Origin of the sequence: Paenalkalicoccus suaedae, from assembly GCF_006965545.2 — a bacterium.
In the GTDB taxonomy this organism is placed as follows: Bacteria; Bacillota; Bacilli; order Bacillales; family Salisediminibacteriaceae; genus Paenalkalicoccus; species Paenalkalicoccus suaedae.
The window spans coordinates 626,560-650,967 of record NZ_CP041372.2 but is presented as its reverse complement, the minus strand read 5'-3'; the positions used below and the strand labels follow the sequence as shown (position 1 = coordinate 650,967).

The window sequence follows — 24,408 nt, the reverse complement described above, 5'->3', positions numbered from 1 at the left end:
AAGATCCTCGAGAACATACTTCTAGTTGTAAAACGTCCATAGAATAACGTTTCATATCGTAGAAGTAGCTCTGAGGTCTCTATTCGTACCGTCTAATTACTTCGTTCCCTAATATTACGCTTACCGAAACATAAAGTCAACCACTCTGCTTTTAATAGCCGTTTTTAACATCGACAACATTAATAGTCGGCTTTTGATCTTTTACATACGCCTCTAAGTTTGGTACAAAAATGCTGTCCACAAGCCTCGTGTAATAAACGTCTGTTGAGCCAGATGTATGCGGCGTAATGATCACATTATCAAGCTCCCATAGGTCACTTTCTTTCTTTAACGGCTCCTCCTGAAACACATCTAGTCCTGCCCCAGCAATCTTTTTATTCCGAAGTGCATCGACCATGGCCTCTTCGTCCACCGTCTCTCCTCGTCCGATATTAATAAAATAGCTCGACTCCTTCATCTTCTCAAATACTTGTTTAGAAAAAAGGGCCTCTGTTTGCTTTGTGTGGGGAAGAGTATTAATCACATAATCACACTCTGGTAGCTTATTCATTAGATCATCAAACGGTAATACTTCGTCAACATAATCAACATCGGTAACCGTTCTTTTCACTCCGATTGTCTTCATCGAGAACGCCTTACAAAGCTTCGCTGTTTCTTTCCCAATTGCACCTAATCCTACAATGGCTACTGTTTTCTCATGCATTTCCATACCTAAGTTCGCATGATGCCATTCTTTTTGCTCTTGTTGTCTCCCATATACATGGAGCTTCCTCGTTAGTGAAAGCATCATTCCTACAATTGTTTCGGAAATAGGATAGGCATGAACGCCGTTTGCACTCGTCACAGTAATACCTCGGCGATCGAGGTCATCTAAAGGTAGAGAATCTACGCCGGCGCTCCACGTTTGAATCCATGTAAGGTTTGGTGCCTGCTCAAGCATAGATGGTAAATCGCGGTGCCATCCACCAATGATCTCTGCGTCTTTTAGGTGTGGCTCCCAGTCGGACTTCTCCTTTGATAGGATAACGGTCCAATTTGGAAGTGCCTGTTTGATTTTATTCTCTAGCTCCTTTGATAAATCACGCAAAATAAGTATCGTACTCATTCACACTCACTCCTTCTTATATGTATATTGATAGTAAAGAGGCTTCCTCTATATCATAGAGGAAGCCTAGTAAGAACGGAAACGTGTTTCTTAATTGTTGTGCATGCTTTGTAAGTAAGACTCTATATCGATATTTAAGTTGTCCGACACTCGCTTACCAAGCTCTTCACTCGCACGATAAAAATTACATAGCTGACGCATCGCAATTTTTTCATCGATAGCGCCTAATTCGTCCGTGAGGTTTTTAACGAGTGACTCCTTATACTCATCAGTAAAGGTGTTCCACACTTGGCCTGCATGGCCAAAGTCGTTTTTCTTCTCGATCGGTTGACGACCTGTCACACCATGCACTGGTGCCTGGTGCTCAAGCTGCGACGGATCTTCCTCCGGCTCACCTTCGTGGCTATTCGGCTCATAGTTTATCGTACTTTTTTGTTGTGCATATGGCATAGCACCATCACGCTGATTGTTTGCTACTTGTGCATAAGGACAGTTGATTGGAAGCTGTAAATAGTTCGTTCCAATACGGTAGCGCTGCGTATCCGAGTAGGAGAAGAGACGTCCTTGTAGCATCTTATCCTCTGACGGCTCAATACCAGGCACTAAAACGCCCGGGTTAAATCCAACGGACTCTGTTTCCGCAAAGAAATTCTCTACGTTTTTATTAAGTGTCATCGTACCAACGTGGTGATATGGGAAGTCATCCTCAAACCATTCCTTCGTTGCATCTAATGGATTGAAATCATACTCATCTAAGTCCTCTGGCTGTAAGAACTGTACGTATAGATCCCATTCTGGGAAATCGCCTTCTTCAATGGCGTTAAACGTATCTACACTTGCGTGGTTAAAGTCCTTGCCTTGAATTTCTTCCGCTTCCTCCGCAGATAAGCTTTGAATACCAAGCTTCGGTACCCAACGGTATTTCACGTACACGTAGTTACCGTGGGCATTTACCCACTTAAAAGCATGCACAGATGACCCTCGCATCGTGCGATAGCTGCGTGGAATTCCTTCATCGGAGAAAAGATGAAGGAGCATGTTTGTCGATTCCGGCGTTAACGACATAAAGTCCCAATAGCGATTACCATCTTGGACGTTCGTGCGCGGATCGGGCTTTAATGAGTGAATAACGTCAGGAAATTTCATTGTATCTCGAATGAAGAAAACAGGGAGATTATTCCCCACAAAATCATAGTTCCCTTCTTCTGTATAAAACTTCACTGAGAATCCTCGTGGATCACGAAGTGTCTCTGGCGAATGATGTCCATGAATAACAGTGGAAAAACGTGTGAAGATTGGCGTTTCTTGCCCTTCTTCTTGGAGAAACTTTGCTTTTGTATAGCGCTTCATACTATTTTTTACTTTGAAGACACCATGAGCACCAAAGCCTCTAGCGTGTACGACACGCTCCGGTACTTTTTCACGGTCAAAATGGGCAATCTTCTCAAGTAGTTGATAATCCTCTAATAGAATCGGACCATTCTCACCCGCGGTGCGTGAGTTCTGGTTGTCACGAATAGGTACACCTTGATTCGTTGTCAGCTTTTTACTCATAAAAAGTCGTTCCTCCTTTAGATGTGGTGCTCAGTATTTTATAAAAGTCTCTTTGTGGCTTGTTCCCTTATAAAGGATCTGTAAACCCAATTTCAGTTAGATACTAGGAGGAATTGGATGTGTATGACGTTAATATAGAGCAGTCTCTCCCCCTAAAAACAACGTCAAAAAAAGCAGACTCCCACTTGGGCGCCTGCTCCACTTATTGCTCTTCTATTAACGGTTACTTTAGCTTATCAATTGCCTCTAACGCCTGCTTAACGGAACCATATGAACGCAGCGACGATAAATCGATATCAAGGCCACGCGCCTTCATAGCAACCTTAGGTGTCACACCCGCAATAAGCATCGTTACGCCTTTTAATTTAAGCAAATCCTTCAACTGAAAGATTCCTACTGTAGCTGCCTCGTCTATATCTGCAAAGCTTGATAAATCAACAATCAATATATCGATCTCACTTTTCTCTATTTGCGGCAAAATCCGTTCAATCACTACATTCATCCGGCGTTCGTCAATATTACCGATAATTGGCAAAATGGACACATCATCTGTGATTGGGACAAGTGGCGTTGACAGTAGCTCGATCTCTTGATAGTACGAGTCCAGCTTCTCTTGTTGCGCACGGTACTCCGTGACGTCCTTTTGGATCCCAACAAAGTAGTATTGCCCTTCCGACTCTACATACGTCGGATCAATGTGCAGGAGATTCCAAAAAGTAGAACCGTCTTTTTTATAATTCAGTATTTGTACAGAGACTTCTTCTTTCTTACGAATAGCCTCACGAACGGTCTCCACCGCTTGTTTATCCGTATCAGGTCCTTGTAAAAAACGACAGTTCCGACCAACGACCTCATCATACTCATAGCCAGTCAGCTGCGTGAACCCTTTATTCACATATATAATTGGATTATCTTCTTGGTTTGGATCGCTAATAACAAATACGAGCTCCGTTTGCTCGATCACCTTATTTTTCAATTCCTGCAGGTTCACTTAGCTAGTCATCCTTCCATCTATGTATTTCTTCTATCATACATAAATTTCCGCGATTTTCATAGCTTTCCTGCCTGTTCGTAATGAAATAAATGCGATAGGACCAACGTTCCTGCGCCGATCAGCGCCGCTTTTTCCCCCAGCGGAGAGAAAACAACCTCCGTCTCCCCAGCGTCCTCTGTTAATGCTCGCTCCCCTAAAACCTGCTTCATCGGTGCTTCCAAATACTCCTCGGCCTTCGCTACACCGCCACCAATAATAACTAATTTTGGATTCATAAAGTGGACAATATTCACTAGACCAAGTCCCAAGTATTTACCAGCTTCCCTTAACACGCGTTGAGAAAAATCGTCGCCACTCTTCGCAGCTTCGTAAACGGCTGCGCCGTCTGCTTCCTTTATCTTTTTAAGCGCAGATTCTTCCGGTGCCTGAGCTGCCTGTAAACGAAGTGCCTCACCGGATACAAACGCTTGTAAACACCCTTTTCGCCCGCAGGAACAGGTTGGACCATCTGGATGTAAAACCGTATGACCGATCTCACCCGCAAGTCCAGTCGCACCTGACCAAAGCTTGTCACGGATGACGACTCCGGCACCAACGCCCTCGCCGATATTAACGCTAATAAACGAGGAATAGTCTTTGCCGGCACCAAACCACTTCTCCCCGAGTGCCATGGCTTTTGCATCATTTTCGACAAACACAGGAAGGGACAACGCTGCCTCAAGCGATGCTTTGATTGGCACATGACGTAGTTTAAGTGTTGGAGCGTGAATCGACTCTCCGCTCGTTGCATCTACGATTCCGTGCATCGCAATACCGACGCCGATGACGCTGTCTTTATAAGCTCCTATTTCTTCAAGGAAGTCTTCTATCGATGTTTCTAAAAGTGATAAGAAGGTGTCGTTTGTTAGACGCTCAGGCATCTCGACGCGCTTCGTTTGATCGATGCGCGCGTTCATGTTCATAAGAGAAAGGCGGATTTTTTTCACCCCGACATCCACGCCGATCGTATAACGACTGTCCGCGTGAATGGTCAGCATGATCGGCTTACGTCCGCCGTTTGAGGAGCCAACCTTGCTCTCCAACACGAGCTCCTCCTCTAATAGTTCGTTGACAATATTCGTCACAGTCGGAGGTGTCAGCTTCGTCCGTTTTGCAATCTCCGACCGTGAGATGGGCTCGGACTCGCGAATCGTTTGGAGAATGAGAGCGCGATTTAAGGATTTCATCAGCTTAAAGCTTCCTGCCTGTCCTGCCATAGTAATTCCTCCCTACTTCAATGACTCTAAAAATCGAACGAATGCCTGTTGTCCTGCTTGATCACGTTTAAATACGCCAGCGTGACCTAGGATTGCTTCAAATACAAATCCAACTTCCTGCTGAAGCACAGACTCGACATTCGACTCCGTTAATGAATGGCGCTTTTGAACATCAAGCGCCCACTCTTTATGCTTCACAATTCGTTCGTCATGAAGCTTGTTCACATCCGTCGTCAATGCGGCTCCGACTAGCTGGAGCTCTTCCTTTAAACGACCTGGAAGAACGGCTAACCCCATAACTTCGATCAGCCCAATATTTTCTTTCTTAATATGATGGACCTCACTGTGCGGGTGGAAAATACCCATAGGATGTTCGTCAGATGTCCGATTGTTCCTAAGCACGAGATCAAGCTCAAACTGGTCGCTCCTGTAACGAGCAATCGGAGTAATCGTGTGATGAGGCTCCTCATTGGAAGTAGCTAACACGTCTACAGACGCATCACTATAAGCTTTCCAAGCTGTTAAAATACGGTCAGCTTGCGCCACCACATCCTCTTTACGTTTTCCCTTCACACGTAAAACAGACATTGGCCACTTCACTTTACTGATCGTGACATCTCCAACTGATAGGCTCTCTTCTTCCTCTGCCTGCGCCATTGGAAACTCATACTTTCCTGCCTGATAGTGATCGTGGCTCAAAATCGAGCCTCCGACAATCGGAAGGTCTGCATTTGATCCAATAAAATAGTGTGGATACTGCTCGACAAAGTCTAATAGTCGCGTAAATGTTAATTTGGTGATCTTCATTGGTTCATGCGCGCCTTTAAACACAATCGCATGCTCGTGATAATACACGTATGGCGAAAATTGCAGATGCCACTCTTCGTTATTTAATGTCACCGGAATCGTCCTCAGATTTTGTCTAGCCGGGTGATTTAAACGCCCAGCATAGCCGACATTTTCTTTACAAAGCAAGCAAAGCGGATAGTTCGACGCCGTCGCGAGCTTTGCGGCCTGAATCTCTTTTGGATCCTTCTCAGGCTTTGAAAGGTTAACGGTAATATCAATATCGCCAAACTCTGTTGGTGTCTTCCAGCTCATATTCTTAGCAATACGATCGCGGCGAATGTAGTGTATGTCCTGATTCCATTCGTAAAACCATGCAGTAGCAGCTTCGATTGATTCTTCCTTCGCTACGTGACGAAACGCCCTCGTAACCTCAGAAGGACGCGTTGCGAATACACCCATGAGCTTCGTATCGAGTAAATCTCGTTCTGTAACGGTGTCACCAATAAGCCCTTCCCCATGTGCCCAGTCTAATATGTCGTCTAGAATTTCTGCAAGCTCACGCGTACACGCTAAACTTGGCTCTTCTACCGCTTCGACAATCCCTAGTATGTCCATCAACTGATTCTTTGTATAAATAATATCCTGCTCTTCTATTAAGTGATACACATATGCGTACGAAACGAGTTCATTGAGTCGTGCATCAATCATGGCTTAGTTGCTCCCTTCATAACCGTTTGGGTGCTTTTGCATCCAGTTCCATGCCGTTTCTACCATAGATGCAACCGTATCATACTTAGGCGTCCATCCAAGCACTTCACGTGCCTTATCAGACGACGCCACTAGCTTCGCAGGATCCCCCGCACGTCTAGGCGCTACTTCACTTGGAATCTCTTTACCTGTCACTTCTCTCACCGTATCAATCACTTGCTTTACGCTAAAGCCATTGCCATTTCCTAAGTTAAAGACATCCGATTTCCCACCGTTTCGCAAGTAATCAACAGCCAACACATGCGCTTGAATCAAATCATTGACATGGATGTAGTCTCGAATGCACGTCCCGTCCTCTGTATCATAATCGTCTCCAAAGATCATGATTTTATCACGCTGACCCAGTGCTACCTGGAGCACGATTGGAATAAGGTGTGTCTCTGGCTGATGGTCCTCCCCGATATCGACCGTCGGGTGCGATCCCGCCACGTTAAAGTAACGTAGCACCACATATTCCATCCCATACGCCTTAGCAGACCAGTGGAGCATTCGCTCAATCGCAAGCTTCGTCTCGCCATATGGATTTGTCGGCGCCGTTCGCGCGGTCTCCTTGATTGGGACCGAATCCGGCTCTCCGTACGTTGCCGCTGTGGATGAAAAAACAATTCGTTTAACGTCATACTGCTGCATTTTTTTCAGCAGGCTGATCGCGCCGTATACGTTGTTATCATAATAAGCAAGTGGTTCGTTCATGCTGACGCCAACGAGTGAATCCGCGGCGAAGTGGATCACGTCGCTAATCGTGTGATTCGTAAAGACAGTGTCCAAAAAGGTCTCATCTCGCAGGTCACCTTGGTAGAGCGTTGCGCCTTCTAGCACGGCTTCCTTATGCCCTGTCTGGAGGTTGTCGACGACGATAACCTCTTCTCCTTTTGCGAGTAGTTCTGCTACTCCGTGGCTTCCGATATATCCTGCGCCTCCGCATACTAATACTGCCATAGTAACGCCTCCTTTAGATTAAACGAGCTCTTTTGTGCCATCTCCAATGCCAACGATATAAAAGTCTGGCTTCATGCCAACTGCTTGTTCGTAGTGTTTAGAAATTCGGGTTAACGTGTCATCAATACCGCTTTTCTTAACAAGGCTTACTGTACAGCCACCAAAGCCTGCTCCTGTCATTCTGGAGCCAATCACTTCTGGCTGATCCCACGCCGCCTGGACGAGCGCATCGAGATGCTGCCCAGTTACTTCGTAGTCGTCACGAAGCGAGATGTGCGATGCGTTCATTAACTCTCCAAATTCGGCGATGTCGCCTTCCTCTAATGCTTTTTGTGCTTTCACCGTGCGTGCATTTTCGTAAATCGCATGCTTGGCGCGCTTTTGCACAGTAGCGTCTTCAATCAACGATTTTTTCTCCTCAAAGTCAGCGGGAGTAAGCTCGCACAAATGATCGACACCCAATATGCTTGCTGCCTGCTCGCACTCTCCTCGTCTCTCATTATACTTAGAATCAGCAAGCCCGCGTCGTTTATTTGTGTTTGCGATCACGAGCTTGTAGTCACCAAGCTCCACTGGCGCATAGGAGTAATCAAGCGTATCGCAGTCGAGCAAAATCGCCTGTTGATCCTTGCCCATCCCGATTGCAAACTGATCCATGATCCCACAGTTAACACCAATATACTCATTCTCCGCGCGCTGACAAAGCTGGACCATTGGGATTCTGTCTAAGCCGAAGCTATGTAAGCTATCCCAGGCAATCGCAGTTGCAAGCTCAATCGACGCCGAAGACGAGAGTCCTGCTCCGTTTGGAATGTTGCCGTAAAAGTATGCGTCAAAGCCTGTGGTTGCTGTATGTCCAAGCTCGGCATACTTGACGATGACTCCCTTCACGTAGTTCGCCCAATCGTGCTCTTCTCGGTACGAGAGATCCGTTAAATCAAGCGAGATCGTGCCCTTCTCCTCAAAGTTGCCTGAGTACAAACGCAACTCATTATCGTCGCGCGGCGCAACTGCCACATACGTACCAACCGTTAACGCACAAGGGAATACGTACCCACCATTATAATCGGTATGTTCCCCGATCAAATTCACCCGTCCTGGGGAGAAAAATACGCGGGGCTCTTTGGCACCTTGGAACACTTCTTTAAATCCATTGACTACTTTCTTTTTCATCATAAAACCCTCCTCTAAAGTTGCTTGTAGTTCGAGTATAAAGCACAGGTGAGGAAAAGTGAATCTTTATTTATTAATTTAATTAATGTTATTTAAATTATAGTTTAATAGCCGTACCTACGGTCCTCCTACGCTTTCTGACGGACGCGTTCGGCAGGGCTACCTCGACTATTTCACCCGGCCAGCGGCCGTTTGAAAGGATTCTCGGAAACGCTAAAACCTCCTGCCCGAGTCGCCGCCAGACGCTTCGGAGGACCGAAGGGTAACGGAGCTTTCATAATTAATCAATTCCCTTTTAGTGATTTCTACTAGGTGTCAGTGCGTTGCCTAGCTTTCTTTTGAAAGACTATTAGTAAGTAGCAGTTATATCTGTTTATTTATTCTGTACATAATAAAAAAATGAACCTCCTTCAATGGAAGTTCATTTTTACTCGATTAGTTCGTAGTAATCATTTCCGTTAATTCTTCTTTCGTAAACTCTCCATCGGATCCAACCACCGTGCTAATATAGTTGTCTCCTTCTTTAACTAAAATCGCATTATTTGTCACTTCGTAATAATATCCATCTCTTTGTTGTAAAAACATCAGGTAGTCCTCGTTTTCCTCAACGAAATTGGTAGATTGGTTCAGATTGATTTTGCCACCTTGAGGTTCACCTTCAATTGCTTCGCTTATTTCTAGTTCAGCTACTTGTCGGAGTAAATCATCTTCTCCAGACACTTCCGTTTCAACACTATTAACATGAACAAGTGCAATAAGTTCTGCCTCCTCAATCATTTCCTCTAAACTGTATTGTGGCCAGTCCGCCTGCGGTTCAGCTTGAGAAGATGTCTCTTCACCGTTTTGCTGACAACCTATAAGTAAAAGTACCGTGCAGACTACAAACACCATCAGACCCTCTCTCATATTCATCCCCTCCCTAATCATCATTCCTTAGTTGAAACCACACAACCGCTATTCCACATATTAACTATTCATACTTTTTATTGTATCGATCCAACTCACCTTTATCAATAACTATGACCATCACAAAAACACTACAACTGAATCAGAACTAAATCTAAAAGAACTACTCTTCTTTTTAAATAGCAATCGAACTAAAGCTCATAGAGCTGGCAGACCCGGAGGGCATTCGAAGACAATCCATGGGAGTAGGAGGTTTTGGAGATCCCACAGGAGGCGACCTTTGCCGACGAGGAAGCTCCAAGGCCGACCCCTTGGATGTCGTAGAGTGTCCGGAGGGCTGACAGCTCGGAGAGCTGCAAATGCACGAAACTAGTTGGCACTTCATCACTCTAGCTCGAAGAGCCAGCTCTATACGGAGTGGCACTTCACCATCCTTCTCTTGGCTCCACATTCATAAATATCCAATTCCTCCTCACTTTTGAGTGATTTTTAATTTTATTGATTGTTTTTGATCATTTATGATTGATTTTGATTGAGTTCTGTCGTAAGATAAGGTCACAAGAAGTTAACCGCTTACAAAGAGGTGAAAACGTATGCTGACACTAGAACGCCACGAACGCATCTTAGCTTTGTTAAAACAGCAAAAGATTGCCAAACTACATGAATTAGTCGAAGCTACTGGTGCTTCCGAATCGACGATACGTCGAGACCTTTCCATATTAGAGGACGATCATAAACTCAAACGCATCCATGGTGGTGCCTCGTTTCTTTCTCGTAAAAGCGAAGAACCTTCCCTTTTAGAGAAAAAAACGCAGCACACCACAGAGAAGGATGCGATTGGCAAGCATGCCGCTTCCTTAGTGGAGAATAATGATTGTATTTATGTGGACGCAGGCTCTACGACAGAAGCGATTCTCCCGCACATTACAGCAAAGAATGTCACAGTAGTCACAAACGGACTGAATATTATAGAGGCAGCACTCCTGCAAAACCTCAAGGTTTACGTGTTAGCAGGCTATGTCAAAACAGGTACACGCGCTTTCGTTGGCAAAGCGGCAGCCGAGTCAATCAAACAGTATCGATTTGACCTAGCGTTTATTGGGACAAACGGGATTGACGTAAGCTTTGGTTACTCGACACCAGATCCAGAGGAAGCAAGCATTAAAGCAGCTGCCATTGCGCAGTCTAATCTCGCGTATATGGTTTCTGACCCATCGAAGTTTAGGCAAACGTCCTTTACAAAGATCGCGGATTTAAACGAAGCCTCGCTCATTACGATTGATTACGGTGACGATGACTATCTAGAGGAACTATCTGAATACACAAGAGTAGAGGCGGTGAAGCAATGATTTACACAGTAACACTTAATCCTTCCGTCGATTACATCATGCATGTCTCAAGCTTCGAGATCGGCAAGACGAATCGCACGGACGCACAGGACATGGTCCCCGGAGGTAAAGGCATCAACGTCTCTACCGTCCTCGACCGATTTAATACACAAACAACGCTACTTGGCTTTGTTGCTGGATTTACCGGGCGTTTTATTGAAGAAAAATTAGCCCATCTTGATACAAAGTTTATTACGACAGACGGTGCAACGCGAATTAACGTGAAGCTTAAAACCGGAGATGAGACAGAAATTAACGGTCAATCACCTGTTTTAACGGAACAGGATGTTGCAGCATTTGAAGAAGCCTTCACACACATTACAGCGGAAGATACGGTTGTCCTATGTGGTAGCCTTCCACACAGCCTTCCTAAGTCGTACTACAAAACGCTTGCGATGAAGGTGAAAGAAAAAGGTGCCAGAGTCATTATTGATACGAGTGGAGAGCCCTTGTTACACGCACTTGAAGCGAAGCCAACGCTCATTAAGCCAAATAAAGCAGAGCTTGAGGCACTGTATGAGGTGGAAACATCGACACAGGAAGAGATGGAGGCATTAGCGAAGCGCGCTGTACAAGATGGCGCAGAGCATGTTCTTGTTTCTCTCGGAGGAGATGGGGCAATGCTCGTCACGAAGGATGCGACGTATATCGCCGAAGCTCCGAAAGGTAACGTGATCAACACGGTCGGCGCTGGAGATTCCATGGTTGCAGGATTTATTTATGCAACCGCACAGGATGCAACTCCAGAAGAGATTTTACGCCACTGTATCGCATTTGGTAGCGCAACCGCATTTAGCACAGAGTTAGCAACAAAGGACGAAGTGTCAGCACTTCTCCCTACTATAACCACTTCAAGGAAGGAAGGGTAAACGATGAAAATCACAGAACTTTTAAAGCAACAAACGATCATTCTTGATCTGCAGGCAACATCGAAGCAAGCTGTTATTGAAGAGCTTGCAACGAAGCTTGATAACGCTGGTAACCTGAACGACCGTCGTGAATTTATTGACGCGATCCAAGCTCGTGAAGAGCAAAGCTCTACTGGTATTGGGGAAAGCGTCGCGATTCCTCACGCAAAAACGAAGGCAGTAAAAGAGCCAGCTATCGTATTTGGTCGCTCTAAAGAAGGTATTGACTATGAGGCGCTTGATGGCCAGCCAAGTCACCTGTTCTTTATGATCGCAGCAAGTGAAGGTGCAAACGAAACACATTTGCAGGCACTCTCTCGCCTATCGACGATTTTAATGGATGAAGATTTCCGTCAAACGTTATTAGATGCTACTTCTGAAGAAGAAATTCTTCGTGCAGTAGATGCAGCTGAAAAAGCGAAGCTTGACGCGACAGAATCAGAGGAAGAGGTTGTGGCATCAGACAGCCGTCCCTATTTCCTCGCGGTAACGGGCTGTCCTACAGGGATCGCGCACACATACATGGCAGCGGATCGCTTGAAGGATACAGCGAAGCAAATGGGCTATGATATTAAAGTCGAAACAAACGGCTCTGACGGCGTGCGAAATCGCCTCACAGCAGAAGAAATCGAGCGCGCGGATGCGATTATCGTCGCTGCTGATACAAAGGTTGAAATGGAACGCTTTGCAGGTAAAAAGCTATTGAACGTACCTGTAACGGCTGGTGTACGTAAGCCAGAAGAGCTGTTAAAGAAAGCAGCAGCAGGAGACGCTCCTGTGTATAAGTCATCTGGCGAAGCATCGTCAAGCGGCGGTGGCGGCGAGCGTAAGGGTGTTTATAAGCACTTAATGAGCGGTGTATCTAACATGCTTCCGTTCGTTGTTGGTGGAGGTATTCTAATTGCCCTCTCCTTCTTGTTTGAAGATCCAGTTGAAGGCGAAATTACGTGGTTTGGAGAGATCCTCTCGACTATTGGTGGCGCGAATGCGTTCTTCTTCTTAATTCCTGTACTTGCTGGTTTTATTGCATACAGCATTGCGGATCGTCCTGGTTTTGCGGCCGGTATGGTCGGTGGTTTGATGGCTTCGACTGCTGAAGCTGGATTCTTAGGCGGTATTATCGCTGGTTTCCTCGCTGGTTATTTAGTCGTTGGAGTAAGGCGAGCGTTTAATTTCTTACCGAAGCAGTTAGATGGAATAAAAACAATCTTAATCTTACCGTTGTTCGGTATTTTCTTAACTGGGTTTATTATGTACTTCTTAGTTGAGCCATTAGCAGGCATTCAAGCTGGTCTTGTTAGCTGGTTAAGTGGACTTGGCACAGGTAATATTGTTCTTTTAGGTGTTGTCGTTGGTAGTATGATGGCAGTAGATATGGGTGGCCCAGTTAACAAGGCTGCTTATGCATTTGGTATTGCAATGATCGAAGCAGGCAACTATGCTCCAATGGCGGCGATCATGGCAGCTGGTATGACACCTCCACTTGGTATCGCACTTGCAACAACATTCTTTAAGAATAAGTTTACGAAGGATGAGCGTAGCTCTGGTACGACAAACTACGTGCTTGGTGCTTCCTTCATTACAGAGGGTGCAATTCCATTCGCAGCGGCAGATCCAGGTCGCGTAATTCCTTCTGCGATCGTTGGTTCAGCTATTGCTGGTGGACTTTCTATGCTATTCGGTGCCTCAACTCCAGCTCCACACGGCGGTGCGTTTGTTATCTATTTTGCGGTAGAAAATTGGCCGCTTTATGTTGCTGCGATTTTAATCGGTTCAGCAGTCACAGCTGTGATGCTTGGCTTCTGGAAAAAGCCAGTACCTCAAGCTTAATAAGTAGTAACATGTTGAGCCTCTCGCGTTGCGGGAGGCTTTTTGTATAGTGATGAATTGAGATGATGGAGGGGATAAGTGTGCGGGTTTCTTGTTGATCGGTAGGTGGTTGTTGTTGACCGGTAACCCTCCGCTATTGGTCGCGGTTTCCCTCTTATTGATCACGACTTCCCTTGTTGACCGTTAAAGGCTCGTTATTGATCGATTACCTTCTGCTATTGATCACGGTTGCTCTCTTATTGATCACGACTTCCCTTGTTGACCGCTAACGGCTCGTTATTGATCGACTACCCTTTACTATTGACCACAGCTGCTCTCCTATTGATCGCGACTTCCCTTGTTGACCGCTAACGGCTCTTTATTGATCGACTCCCCTCTACTATTGACCACAGCTGCTCTCCTATTGATCACGACTTTCCTTGTTGACCGCTAACGGCTCGTTATTGATCGACTATCCTCTGCTATTGACCGCAACTGCTCTCCTATTGATCGTAAAAAGAAGTGTCTCATAATTTAGAGTAAGTAAGATGTAAGTTGCTAAAACCAACGCGGAACGGGCTCGTAACAGCACGGAAGTTGGTTCACTTCACCTAAGCCCTTTTAAAAAACAAAAAAAAAGCAGCCCTAGACAGCCTGGAAGAAGCGAGAATATCACTCACTTCTTCCTAAATGCAAGGCTGTCTTCCGTTTTTCGCAAAATTTCGCGAAAAACGGTGCTGCTTTCTGCAACCGCAGAGTTCGCGGTCTAGTATAACAGGTAGCCTGAAAGAAGCGAGTATACCACTCACTTCTTTCTAACTGCAAGGCTACCTACCTCCCGTCGCAGAGTTCGCGACGGGAGGATATTTTTTCTGCAACCGCAGAATTCGCGGTCTTCTTATACCCACCACATTTCCGCTGGTTTTTCGCGGATGATGATGGAGTTTAAATTGTCGACTGCTCGTTGGAAGCCTTCTTCGATCGACATGATTGGATCTTCGTGCTCAATGCTCACGACGTAGTCGTAGCCGAATGTGCGAAGCGCGCTGATCATGTCGGACCATTCCTGCATGCTGTGTCCACAGCCTACTGAACGGAAGCTCCATGCGCGAGTTTGGACATCGCCATATGGTTGCATATCTAAAAGACCGTGCATGTTGACGTTGTCTTGATCAATATACGTATCCTTCGCGTGGAAGTGATGGATCGCACCAGCTTTCCCTAAAATTTTAATCGCTGCTACTGGATCGATTCCTTGCCACCAGAGGTGACTTGGGTCAAGGTTGGCGCCAATTGCGTCGCCAGTCGCTTCACGTAGCTTAAGCATTGTGTGCGGTGTATGCACAAGGAATCCGCCGTGTAGCTCGAGACCGATCTTCACACCGTTCTCGTCAGCTAGCTTTGCAATTTCCTTCCAATAAGGAATCAGCTTCTCTTCCCACTGCCACTTCAACATATCGCTATATTCATTTGGCCACGGAGATACTGGCCAGTTAGGGTGCTTCGCGCCTTCGTGATCCCCTGCTGTACCTGAGAACGTGTTAACAACTGGTACATTCATTAAACCTGCAAGCTTAATTGTTTTCACAAGACTTTCGTGAGAGTGCTTCGCAAACTCTTCGTCTGGAGTGATTGGATTTCCGTGACAGCTAAATGCGCTGATAGTAAGACCGCGTGATGTCACTTTCTCCATATACTCCTTACGTAGCTCTTCGCTCTCTAATAGCTCATCTACTTTACAGTGTGCGTCACCAGGATATCCGCCTGTGCCGATTTCTACTGCTGTAACGCCTGCTTCTTTTACGTAGTCAAGCATGTCTTCAAATTCTTTTTGTGCAAAAAGAACGGTAAATACGCCTACCTTCATGTACAATCGCCTCCTGTAAAATTAGAGTCTTACACTTCTTCCTGTTTCACTACTTTCATAAATCGCATCGATAATCTGTTGTACTTGATGCGCTTCCTCCGGCTTGACGATTAATTCGCCTCGGCCTAAACAAGCGTCTACGAAGTTTCTCGCCTGGAAGAGACCTGGATCCTCATCGCCTGGTAGCCAGTTCATCGTGCTGTCAAATAGCATGCCGTGCTTAGCCTGATTGACTTCGAGTGGGAATAGATCAAGTCCACCCGTCTCGCCGGAGATACTGACGTATTCTTTATCATCCTTGACGTTTGCGGCCCAAGACGTCTCAAACTGCAAGGATTCGCCATTTTCAAACGTAATGTAGGCAGTCACGTGGTCATCCACCTCGAACGTAGAATGATCATAGAGACCCCACTGGTTGATTTGTCCTGGCATCTTGCTCAGTCTGTTGTAGGCTTTGCCTAGTACTTCAACAGGCTTTGGATTGTTTAATAGCCACATGGAAAGATCTAAGAAGTGACAGCCGAAGTCGATAAGACTACCTCCGCCTTGAAGCTCCTTGTTAGTAAACACACCCCAGCCTGGTACTTTACGTCGTCGAAGTGCCTGCGCGCGACCGACAATCGGCTCGCCAATTTCCTTCTCTGTGATAATGCGTTTTGCCGCCTGTGCTTCCTTCATAAAGCGATAGTGGTACGCAATAGAGAGTACTTTTCCACTGCGATTCGCAGCGTCAAGCATGGTTTCCGCCTCAGTAGCTGTCATCGCCATTGGCTTCTCGCATAGCACGTTCACGCCGGCAGCAAGCGCTGCAACGGTGATTTGTGCGTGGAATTTATTTGGCGTACAGATAATCACTGCATCTACTAATGGGAAAACATCCTCATAGTTCGTAAATGTGTGCGGGATGTTGTGCGTCTCGGCAACAAGCTTCGCTGTCTCTTCGTACACGTCACATACTGCCTCTATTTTTACGTCCGGTAGCGCCTGAAAGGCTGGGATATGACGTGTTTGCGCAATCCCCCCGGCTCCGATAATTCCGACCTTTAGCATCTCCATCAAAAGACCTCCTTAGAGCGATACGATACGCTTTGTTTCGTTTGCTTCGAGCGCACCTAGAATGATATTGAGTGACTTCATGCCCTCTTCGCCAGAAACAGGGGGTTCCACGTCATCTTGAATAGACGTTACGAACTGATCGATAACGTGCGTATTCGTTTGTCCACCTGAATCGTTTGTTTGAATGCCGCCAAGCTCGTATTTCACGACTTCGCCAGTCTTATACTGCACGATCATCGAATGAACAGGGTCGTCCTCTAAGCGAAGAATCCCTTTCTCAGCGTAAATAACCGTTGAGTTATCTTCTCCAGCTGTGTACGACCAGCTTGCAGCAAGGCTTCCGATAATTCCGCTTTCTGACTTCAGCATAAGGACCGCTGTATCATCAACCGTTGAATTCTCCTTAGCAGATGCTTCAACAAACGCACCCACTTCCGTGAATTCTTCTCCTAGGATATAGCGTAAGAGGTCCGTCTTATGTACCCCTAGATCGCCCATCGCACCAATGAATGCTTCGTCCTTTCTAAAGAACCAGCTATCCATTCCATCCGCGCTCCAACGCTCTGGTCCACCGTGACCAAACGCTGTACGGAAGCTAAAGATTTTTCCAAGCTCGCCGCTTGCGATAATGTCACGTGCCTTTTTATGAGACGGTACAAAGCGCTGATTGTGTGCGATCATTAGCTTCTTCCCTGCGTTATTTGCTGCAGCGATCATGTTGACTGCTTCTTCCTTTGATGTCGCCATCGGCTTCTCGCAAAGCACATGCTTGCCAGCCTCCAGCGCATCAATCGAGATGGGAGCATGCAAGTAGTTTGGTGTGCAAACACTCACTGCTTCGATATCGTCAATCGCAAGTACTTCCTTATAGTCCGTGTACGCTTTTGCGCCATACTTATCTGCGGTTTGCTTTGCGCGCTCTTCGTTAATATCTACTACCGCTACGATCTCTACGGCATCATTTGCATGGTACTCCGGTAAATGGCGGTGCTGTGCAATACTTCCACATCCAATAACTGCTACTTTCATGTTTCTCCACTCTCCTTTTTTTATATAGAAAATATAGTCGAATTAGTTTTTAGGCTTAATTTCTTCGATAGATGGTGCATTCCCGTAAATTGGACGCGGACGGCTAAGTGGCGCTGCCCACTCGACCGCGTTTTGAATCACACGCTGTACTTTGTCATTATGGTAAGTTGGATACGTCTCATGTCCTGGTCGGAAGTAGAAAATACGTCCATTCCCACGCTGATACGTACAACCACTGCGGAACACCTCTCCACCTTCAAACCAGCTGAGGAATACAAGCTGATCTGGAGCTGGAATATCAAAATGCTCTCCGTACATTTCCTCACGCTCAAGCTCAATGTACTCGCCAATTCCTTCTGTGATTGGGTGACTAGGATCCACCACCCATAGACGCTCCGTCTCATCAGCTTCGCGCCACTTTAGGTCACAAGATGTACCCATTAATACTTTAAAGATCTTTGAGAAGTGAGCCGAGTGAAGCACAATCAGACCCATTCCCTCTAGCACGCGTTGACGTACCTTCTCGACAACCTCATCGCTCACTTCTTCGTGCGCTAAATGACCCCACCATAGAAGGACATCCGTCTTCTTAAGCACCTCATCCGTTAATCCGTGCTCCGGCTCGTCAAGCGTCGCCGTCGTTACCGTATGCGCACCCTCTAAGAAGGACTTAAGCTGGCCGTGAATACCCTCTGGATAAATTTCCTTCACCTCTGGATTTTTCTGCTCGTGTCTGTTTTCGTTCCAAATTGTAATATGCATGATCGTACCCCTTTTTTTAGTTAAATCGTGCCGTGGATTCGCGAATAATGAGCTCTACATCAAGCTTTTGCTTTTCCACTGGCGCGTCCTTTTCTTGCATTCTGCGTAGTAGCATTCGTGTCGCAAGCTGCCCTTTTTCCATGGTTGGCTGATGAATTGTTGTAAGAGCCGGAATGGCATACTTACTCATGCTAATGTCATCAAACCCAACGACAGAGTAATCCTCTGGTACATGCTTACCAGCGTCGTGAAACGCTTTTAGCATACCGATGGCGGTGATATCTGAAGTGACGACGAAGCCCGTTATATCAAGCTTCTCCTTCACAATACGCTCCCCAATCTGATAACCGCTTTCAAAATTGTGTAAGCTTTCTGCTACGATTAAGTGTTTCGTTGCTCCCATCGCATCCGTATAGCCACGCAGACGTTCTCCTTCCACAGAATTCGTACTCCCTGTGGAGATAAAAGCGATTTTTGTGTGGTTTAACTCGAGAAGATGCTTTGTTGCCAGATAACCTCCACGATAGTCATCGATTAGGATGGATGAAAGCTCCGGTTGCTCCTCATATACATCAATAAGAATCGACGGTACACTGATTGGAATGCGGTACATCTCCTCAGGGAATGCCCCTAAAAATAGGAGTCCATCGACATTACGCTTCCTAACCCATGTCTCATGGTCCTCAATGTGACCAATTCCAGTGAGGAGGATATCGTAATTATTTTGTCTTGCAACGAGCTCAATCCCACTAATCATTTCGTTAAAATACGTATTTTCTTTCATGATTGCTTCAATCGATTCATTTTTAAGCGGAAGTAAAATCCCTATTAGATTAGATTGGCGTTTAGAGAGGCTAATGGCAGTAAAGTCAGGTGAATAATCTAGCTCATCAATAGCCTTCATGACTTTGTCTCGTGTTGCGGGCGACACTTTACGTACGCCGTTTAACACATACGAGACCGTTGCTTTCGAGACGCCAGCTCGTTCCGCCACATCTTTGATCGTTACTCGTTTGTCCATAGCCCCTCCAATCTTACATATGTAACAGATTATCTGGCTCGTTTGTGAACCGGTTAACTATACCGTAACTATAAAACATGCATGTATCTATGTCAACGCTTTCACATGATGTTTTACAAATTGATTTTAATTGGCCTTACTATGGACCTTTGCGCGATTTGAATCTTTTTTTGTCGTTTCCTCGTAGAAAGAATTAGAGAAATATTTGGAGAGAAAGGAGAGGATGAAACTTGGCACTTATTAGCTGTCCAGAATGTGATCGGTCGATTTCCGATCACGCGAAAGCCTGTCCTCACTGTGGCTACCCTTTAAGGGAAAGCCGTACACCCCATCCCAGCGTGATTTATCAGGAAGCTCCGAAAGAGCGCAAGGGAATGGGCTGCTGCGGCTGCTTCGTCCTCTTAGCAATTGGTATCGCAGTCGCAATTATTATTCTTTAACGATTCACCTAGGATCCGCTGTAGTCGTTCTGTTAGGATATTTGTTTAACCAACAGATACTTAAAACATGGACGGACCACTTCTTGATTCACTGGTATTTTAATGATTTTTTAGCGGGGATGCTACTAATGGCTGTTGCAGGTGCATTGTTTGATATAGCGCGCCAAAGACAATATCTCTTTCTATCCTGGCCACTTGCAATTACTGTATTACTTTCGGCAAGTGTGTTTTGGGAGTATGTTGCTCCGCTTTATGTAGAAGGCAGTGTCTCCGATCCATGGGACATTGTAGCTTATACACTTGGAGGCGTGTTTTAGATTAGCCTCATTCGTTTTTTATCCGCAAAAATTCGCTAATTTGGAGAGGAGAGATTTTTAATGGCGCTTCGCCCTTGCCCAGAATGTGATCGGTCGATTTCCACAGCAGCAGCATCCTGCCCCCACTGTGGCTATCCTATAAAAAAAGAACGCCCTCGAACAATCATTCAGGAGCGTTCTAAGGATGAATCCTCTGTTTCGTCAACGTTAATCAATATTGTCTTGATTCTTGTAATCGTTGTGATTGTAATGTCGTTTTGTTAGGTAGATAAAGAGGGCCCCGTAATTGGGCCCTCTTTTGTGTTCATTTGCATTTAAGGGTTGAGTGAGGAGCTTTTTTGGAGTGGGTAAATGTGTTTTGATGCAAACTCACTTTAAAGTGATGCATGCAGGCCTCCGCTTGGTGCAACCAATGTGCTTGACGCAAACGGCCCTCCATTTGGTGCAAACCCTCCCCTCAACACCTAATCCATGTTTCTGAAAAATGGACTAGCCCAGACGAGAATAACGCTCAAGACGAGGCCGATTGCACCGAAGATGAGGAGAACGGTTTGGACGTCTAAGGCTGCTGCTACTAAGAAGGCGATGAGGCCGAACGCGATTGGTTCGAAGCCGCTTGCTGCGAGTGAAATCAAACTCATGACTCGTCCTAGCTTATCCTTATCCGTATTCTCTTGCACCATCGTGACCGTTGGTAGATACACAAACATCGCTACGAATCCCGTTAGTGCAACGAGTAATACGAGAAATGGTAGCGTTTGAAGCTGACTAAATATCATTACAAGTAAGAAAGAAACGATGAGCGAGCCAAATACAAGACGGCCTCGCTTCTTTTTAAGATTCCAAATGACGACAACGACGCTTGCTAAAAATGTTCCTACAGCAAAGCCACCTTCTAATAGACTTAGTTCGAACGGCGTACCGCCGAGTGCGTCTACTAATAGAGGAAAGCTGATGATAAGTGGACCAATGATAAATAAGTTAATGACAACAATCGAGAGTGTCCCGGCCCGATGCACAGGTGATTGCTTGACGTACGTGAAGCCTTCCTTTAAATCTGCTAAGGCAGAGCGTGACTCTGTTTTCTCCGGTAGTGGGTCGCGAATGAGCGGCGGAAATACGAGTACGGTGGAGATAAAGATGAGAATCGCTGACCCTGAGAAGGTGAGCGTGAAGTCTCCTACTGTGAGTAAGATTCCTGCAATTAATGGGCCGATGATAAACATCATCTCTGTTGACCCTTGGAATAACGAATTGGCGCGCTGAAGCTGTTCATCTGGCACGATCGTTGGGATCATCGACGAGACGGCTGGGAAGAAAAATGCGTCTAAAAATCCGAAGATCGCTGCGATTATGATAAGCGATGTAATCGTGAGCCAGTCGTTTACAAAGAGCGTAATCATCGCGACCATGATGAGTACCTGCATGGCGTTTGTCACAAACATGATTAAGGATTTTTGTAGCTTGTCGGCTAAAATTCCTCCATAAACCATCATGATGACACGTGGTATCGAGACGGCCATGAGCACAACGCCAAGGACGCCTGGATTGTTTAATACATCTACGATAAACCATGAGACTGATAAAAAGAACATGGAGAATCCAAGCATCACGGTGACGCCGGACATCCATACGAGCATAAATGATCGGTTTTTATAAAGCGGCTGATTTGGGAGCATCCTACTCCCCCCTTTTCTTGTTGCTAAAAAATGACTGATAGTCAGTCACTATAAATATATGCTATCACTGTGGCTTCCTTGTGTCAACTTGGGGTGCTGGATGGAGAAGTTGAACACATATTGGGAGAACGTGAACACACTTTGCTGAAATTGCGAAGAAGTTGAACACACTTTAGGAGAACGTGAACGCACTTCACCAAAAAACTCGAGAAGTTAAACACACTTACAAAATGAAAGCACGAAAGCCCCAACAAGGCCACACATGCCCAACACAAAAAGACTAGACACTTAGTGCCTAGCCTTCTCTCTACATCCTACTACTCTACGCTGCGAACGACCCACAGCACTGTTTGAAAATCGCCGTAAAAATACGGTAGTGGTACGCCAATGTTCATCAGCTCGTCGCCACCGAACGTGCCTTCAAGACCTGATACCGTATACTGCTTAGAAGTCTCTAAACCAGCAAGCTTTACGCGTTTGAATGGAGCATTTGCCTCTCCTAGCGTATTCATATACGTAAGTACCGCTTCTGTTTGATTCCTATTCACATAGAGCGTGCCATAGTTACCAGACTCGAACGGACTGTCTAAACGATAGAGATCCCCAAACTGAACGGTTTCACGGATTTCTTTATAAAGGTTCACTTGCTCCTTCACAAGCTGAAGCTCTTCGTCAGTAAACGCCGTCGCATCAAGCTCGTATCCAAACACGCCGCCCATTGCCATATCGCCCCGCGCTTTCAAGGAAGTAATGCGATTAACTTGATGATTTGGTACCGCAGATACGTGTGCACCAAGCGATGACGTCGGGTACACAAAGCTTGAGCCGTACTGGATACGCTGGCGCGCAACAGCGTCTGTATTGTCGCTTGACCAAGCTTGTGGCATGTAATAGAGCATGCCTGGGTCAACACGTCCGCCCCCACCTGAGCAGCTCTCAAACAGCACGTGTGGATAACGCGTCGTAATCGTTTCTAACACCTCATAAAGCCCGAGCATGTAACGATGCGCCGTCTCGCGCTGACGCTCTGGCGGCAGGCCAGCTGAGCCTATCTCCGTCATATTCCGATTCATATCCCACTTCACATACGTAATCGGCGCACTCTCAAGGACCGCCGAGATCCGTTTCACAATCTCATCCCTTACCTCCTGGCGAGAAAAGTCGAGGACACGCTGATTACGACTTTCTGACCTTCTTCTAGCAGGGACGTGAATACACCAGTCAGGATGCTCAAGGTAGAGATCGCTATCTTCCGATACCATTTCAGGCTCCACCCAAATTCCAAACTGTAGTCCAAGATCATTGACACGATCTGCTACACCCTTTAATCCATTTGGTAGCTTCTCTTTATTAACAAACCAGTCTCCAAGTGACGTTGTGTCATCCTCTCGCTTACCAAACCAGCCATCGTCTAGTACGAAGAGCTCCATATCCGCCTGCTTCGCTTTTTCTGCAATCGCCACTAATTTTTCTTCATCAAAATCGAAGTAAGTGGCTTCCCAGTTATTAATTAAGATCGGGCGAATGTTATCACGGTGTTCGCCGCGCGCAAGTCGCTCTCGGTAAAACGTATGGTAGGTGCGCGACATGTCGCCGAGACCATTGGCCGAATAGACTAAAACGGTCTCTGGTGCTTGAAAGCTCGCGCTAGGCTCTAATAGCCAGCAAAAGTCGAAGGAATGGATTCCCATCGTAGCACGGGCTTGCTTTAGCTGATCCACTTCGATAGACGCCTCAAAGCTACCGCTGTAAACGAGACTAACTCCGTATGCCTCACCTTGATCCTCTGTCGTATGAGGACGAGCTAAAGCGAAGAATGGATTTTGCTGATGGCTACTCGAGCCACGGCGACTCTCGATTGCTTGTGTCCCCCGGCGAAGTGGCGTGCGTTCCACGTCACGTTCACGCGCCCATGCGCCAGCTAGCGTAATAAAATCGAAGTCCGCGTCTTCAAAATCAACGTTAAAGGATGCAATCTGCTGAAGCTTTACGTTCTCCTCTCCGTTGTTTACGACACGAACGGAGCGAGTTATCGCATCATAGGTGGGAAAAACGGAATACGTTAGCTCCACGGATAAATTCGTTAACGCATCCTTTAACGTGACCGTAAGCGATTCTGCTTCAGCATCGGATTCTGTGTACGTAGCAGGAAGACCTTCCAGTGGCTTCTTTCCAGAAGTAATGGTATGAGAGTCATAGCGAAGATCAAGCACCGTTGATCCGTTTTCAAGCTCCACATGAATAGCAGGCTGACGATAATCCGTGTGCCCGTAAGTTGGATATTCTTGCAACAAAGTATCTAACGAAAACGTGCGATCTTCTTTGTTTGGGTTACCAGAAAATCCACGATCATGATATCTCGGCTGCGCAAGCAGATGATAGTCCTCTACTCGCTTGCCCCAGTAGCTATGTGCTAAGTAGTTCTCTTTTATTACTTGGAATATGTAGCTTGTTTTTGCTGTTTGTAAATGGAATGCTTTCGTTTTTTCATCAAAGTGAATATGTGCCACCAAATCGTCGCCTCCAATTTTTGCTTGTGATGCATTGATCATATCATAGCGATGAAAACGCAACCACTATTTTTTCCACAGAAGAATATTGCGATCATACGTTCGATATAGTATAGTTATAGGCTCAAAGCAATTATA

21 protein-coding genes are annotated in these 24,408 nt (G+C 46.0%); 6 read left to right on the top strand and 15 right to left on the bottom strand.

What is annotated here, in order from left to right; genetic code table 11:
- Positions 1 to 151: 151 nt before the first annotated feature.
- The 8 genes from FLK61_RS03750 to FLK61_RS03715 form a co-directional block, all read right to left on the bottom strand.
- Entirely contained in the window at positions 152 to 1,105 is a 954-nt protein-coding gene (locus FLK61_RS03750) for a D-2-hydroxyacid dehydrogenase (protein ID WP_176008194.1), read from the bottom strand.
- Positions 1,106 to 1,195: 90 nt separating this feature from the next.
- Entirely contained in the window at positions 1,196 to 2,659 is a 1,464-nt protein-coding gene (locus FLK61_RS03745; protein ID WP_176008193.1) for a catalase, read from the bottom strand.
- 223 nt (positions 2,660 to 2,882) lie between these two features.
- A complete protein-coding gene (gene ytvA / locus FLK61_RS03740; protein WP_176008192.1) occupies positions 2,883 to 3,650 on the bottom strand; it encodes a YtvA family blue-light photoreceptor in 768 nt (255 codons plus the stop codon).
- A 59-nt stretch (positions 3,651 to 3,709) separates the two neighbouring features.
- Positions 3,710 to 4,909: an ROK family transcriptional regulator gene (locus tag FLK61_RS03735; protein ID WP_176008191.1), complete on the bottom strand. Its 1,200-nt coding sequence runs from the start codon at positions 4,907 to 4,909 to the stop codon at positions 3,710 to 3,712.
- Between the two features lie 12 nt (positions 4,910 to 4,921).
- Positions 4,922 to 6,406, bottom strand: coding sequence for a UDP-glucose--hexose-1-phosphate uridylyltransferase (gene galT / locus FLK61_RS03730; RefSeq protein ID WP_176008190.1), 1,485 nt, complete (start codon positions 6,404 to 6,406; stop codon positions 4,922 to 4,924).
- 3 nt (positions 6,407 to 6,409) lie between these two features.
- On the bottom strand, positions 6,410 to 7,405 hold the full coding sequence (galE, locus tag FLK61_RS03725) for a UDP-glucose 4-epimerase GalE (protein ID WP_176008189.1): 996 nt from the start codon (positions 7,403 to 7,405) through the stop codon (positions 6,410 to 6,412).
- Between the two features lie 18 nt (positions 7,406 to 7,423).
- Complete coding sequence (locus FLK61_RS03720) at positions 7,424 to 8,578, bottom strand: galactokinase (RefSeq protein ID WP_176011126.1); 1,155 nt, start codon at positions 8,576 to 8,578, stop codon at positions 7,424 to 7,426.
- A 435-nt stretch (positions 8,579 to 9,013) separates the two neighbouring features.
- Positions 9,014 to 9,484 carry a hypothetical protein gene (locus FLK61_RS03715; RefSeq protein ID WP_176008188.1) on the bottom strand — a complete coding sequence of 157 codons (471 nt, stop codon included), beginning with the start codon at positions 9,482 to 9,484 and terminating at the stop codon, positions 9,014 to 9,016.
- Positions 9,485 to 10,077: 593 nt separating this feature from the next.
- Here FLK61_RS03715 and FLK61_RS03710 point away from each other — a divergent pair.
- Genes FLK61_RS03710 through FLK61_RS03700 form a run of 3 tightly spaced genes read left to right on the top strand, consistent with a single transcriptional unit; the run spans position 10,078 to position 13,610 of the window.
- Positions 10,078 to 10,833, top strand: a complete 756-nt coding sequence (locus FLK61_RS03710; RefSeq protein ID WP_176008187.1) for a DeoR/GlpR family DNA-binding transcription regulator — start codon at positions 10,078 to 10,080, stop codon at positions 10,831 to 10,833.
- Positions 10,830 to 11,741: a 1-phosphofructokinase gene (gene pfkB / locus FLK61_RS03705; protein WP_176008186.1), complete on the top strand. Its 912-nt coding sequence runs from the start codon at positions 10,830 to 10,832 to the stop codon at positions 11,739 to 11,741. The genes FLK61_RS03710 and pfkB overlap by 4 nt, the downstream gene beginning before the upstream one ends.
- 3 nt (positions 11,742 to 11,744) lie before the next feature.
- The gene (locus FLK61_RS03700; protein ID WP_176008185.1) at positions 11,745 to 13,610 is read left to right on the top strand and encodes a PTS fructose transporter subunit IIABC; all 1,866 of its coding nucleotides are present in this window, start codon (positions 11,745 to 11,747) and stop codon (positions 13,608 to 13,610) included.
- An 877-nt stretch (positions 13,611 to 14,487) separates the two neighbouring features.
- Here the strand turns inward: FLK61_RS03700 and FLK61_RS03695 are convergent.
- The 5 genes from FLK61_RS03695 to FLK61_RS03675 are packed head-to-tail and all read right to left on the bottom strand — an operon-like array spanning position 14,488 to position 19,324.
- Positions 14,488 to 15,456, bottom strand: coding sequence for a sugar phosphate isomerase/epimerase family protein (locus tag FLK61_RS03695; RefSeq protein WP_176008184.1), 969 nt, complete (start codon positions 15,454 to 15,456; stop codon positions 14,488 to 14,490).
- 21 nt (positions 15,457 to 15,477) lie between these two features.
- Positions 15,478 to 16,512 carry a Gfo/Idh/MocA family protein gene (locus FLK61_RS03690; RefSeq protein WP_176008183.1) on the bottom strand — a complete coding sequence of 345 codons (1,035 nt, stop codon included), beginning with the start codon at positions 16,510 to 16,512 and terminating at the stop codon, positions 15,478 to 15,480.
- Between the two features lie 12 nt (positions 16,513 to 16,524).
- Positions 16,525 to 17,541 carry a Gfo/Idh/MocA family protein gene (locus tag FLK61_RS03685; RefSeq protein ID WP_176008182.1) on the bottom strand — a complete coding sequence of 339 codons (1,017 nt, stop codon included), beginning with the start codon at positions 17,539 to 17,541 and terminating at the stop codon, positions 16,525 to 16,527.
- A gap of 42 nt (positions 17,542 to 17,583) precedes the next feature.
- Positions 17,584 to 18,303 carry a ThuA domain-containing protein gene (locus tag FLK61_RS03680; protein ID WP_430708787.1) on the bottom strand — a complete coding sequence of 240 codons (720 nt, stop codon included), beginning with the start codon at positions 18,301 to 18,303 and terminating at the stop codon, positions 17,584 to 17,586.
- A gap of 16 nt (positions 18,304 to 18,319) precedes the next feature.
- Positions 18,320 to 19,324 (bottom strand): LacI family DNA-binding transcriptional regulator, encoded by a 1,005-nt coding sequence (locus FLK61_RS03675; RefSeq protein WP_176008181.1) that lies wholly within the window; start codon positions 19,322 to 19,324, stop codon positions 18,320 to 18,322.
- Positions 19,325 to 19,554: 230 nt separating this feature from the next.
- Between FLK61_RS03675 and FLK61_RS20315 the strand changes: the two genes are divergently transcribed.
- From FLK61_RS20315 to FLK61_RS03660, 3 genes are all read left to right on the top strand, one after another.
- Positions 19,555 to 19,764 (top strand): zinc ribbon domain-containing protein, encoded by a 210-nt coding sequence (locus FLK61_RS20315; protein WP_176008180.1) that lies wholly within the window; start codon positions 19,555 to 19,557, stop codon positions 19,762 to 19,764.
- A gap of 83 nt (positions 19,765 to 19,847) precedes the next feature.
- Positions 19,848 to 20,081 (top strand): hypothetical protein, encoded by a 234-nt coding sequence (locus FLK61_RS03665; RefSeq protein WP_176008179.1) that lies wholly within the window; start codon positions 19,848 to 19,850, stop codon positions 20,079 to 20,081.
- 60 nt (positions 20,082 to 20,141) lie between these two features.
- Complete coding sequence (locus FLK61_RS03660; protein WP_176008178.1) at positions 20,142 to 20,345, top strand: zinc ribbon domain-containing protein; 204 nt, start codon at positions 20,142 to 20,144, stop codon at positions 20,343 to 20,345.
- A gap of 200 nt (positions 20,346 to 20,545) precedes the next feature.
- Here FLK61_RS03660 and FLK61_RS03655 read toward each other — a convergent pair whose 3' ends face one another.
- Positions 20,546 to 21,760, bottom strand: a complete 1,215-nt coding sequence (locus FLK61_RS03655; RefSeq protein ID WP_176008177.1) for an MFS transporter — start codon at positions 21,758 to 21,760, stop codon at positions 20,546 to 20,548.
- 317 nt (positions 21,761 to 22,077) lie between these two features.
- On the bottom strand, positions 22,078 to 24,270 hold the full coding sequence (locus tag FLK61_RS03650; protein WP_249777674.1) for an alpha-galactosidase: 2,193 nt from the start codon (positions 24,268 to 24,270) through the stop codon (positions 22,078 to 22,080).
- Positions 24,271 to 24,408: the final 138 nt, after the last annotated feature.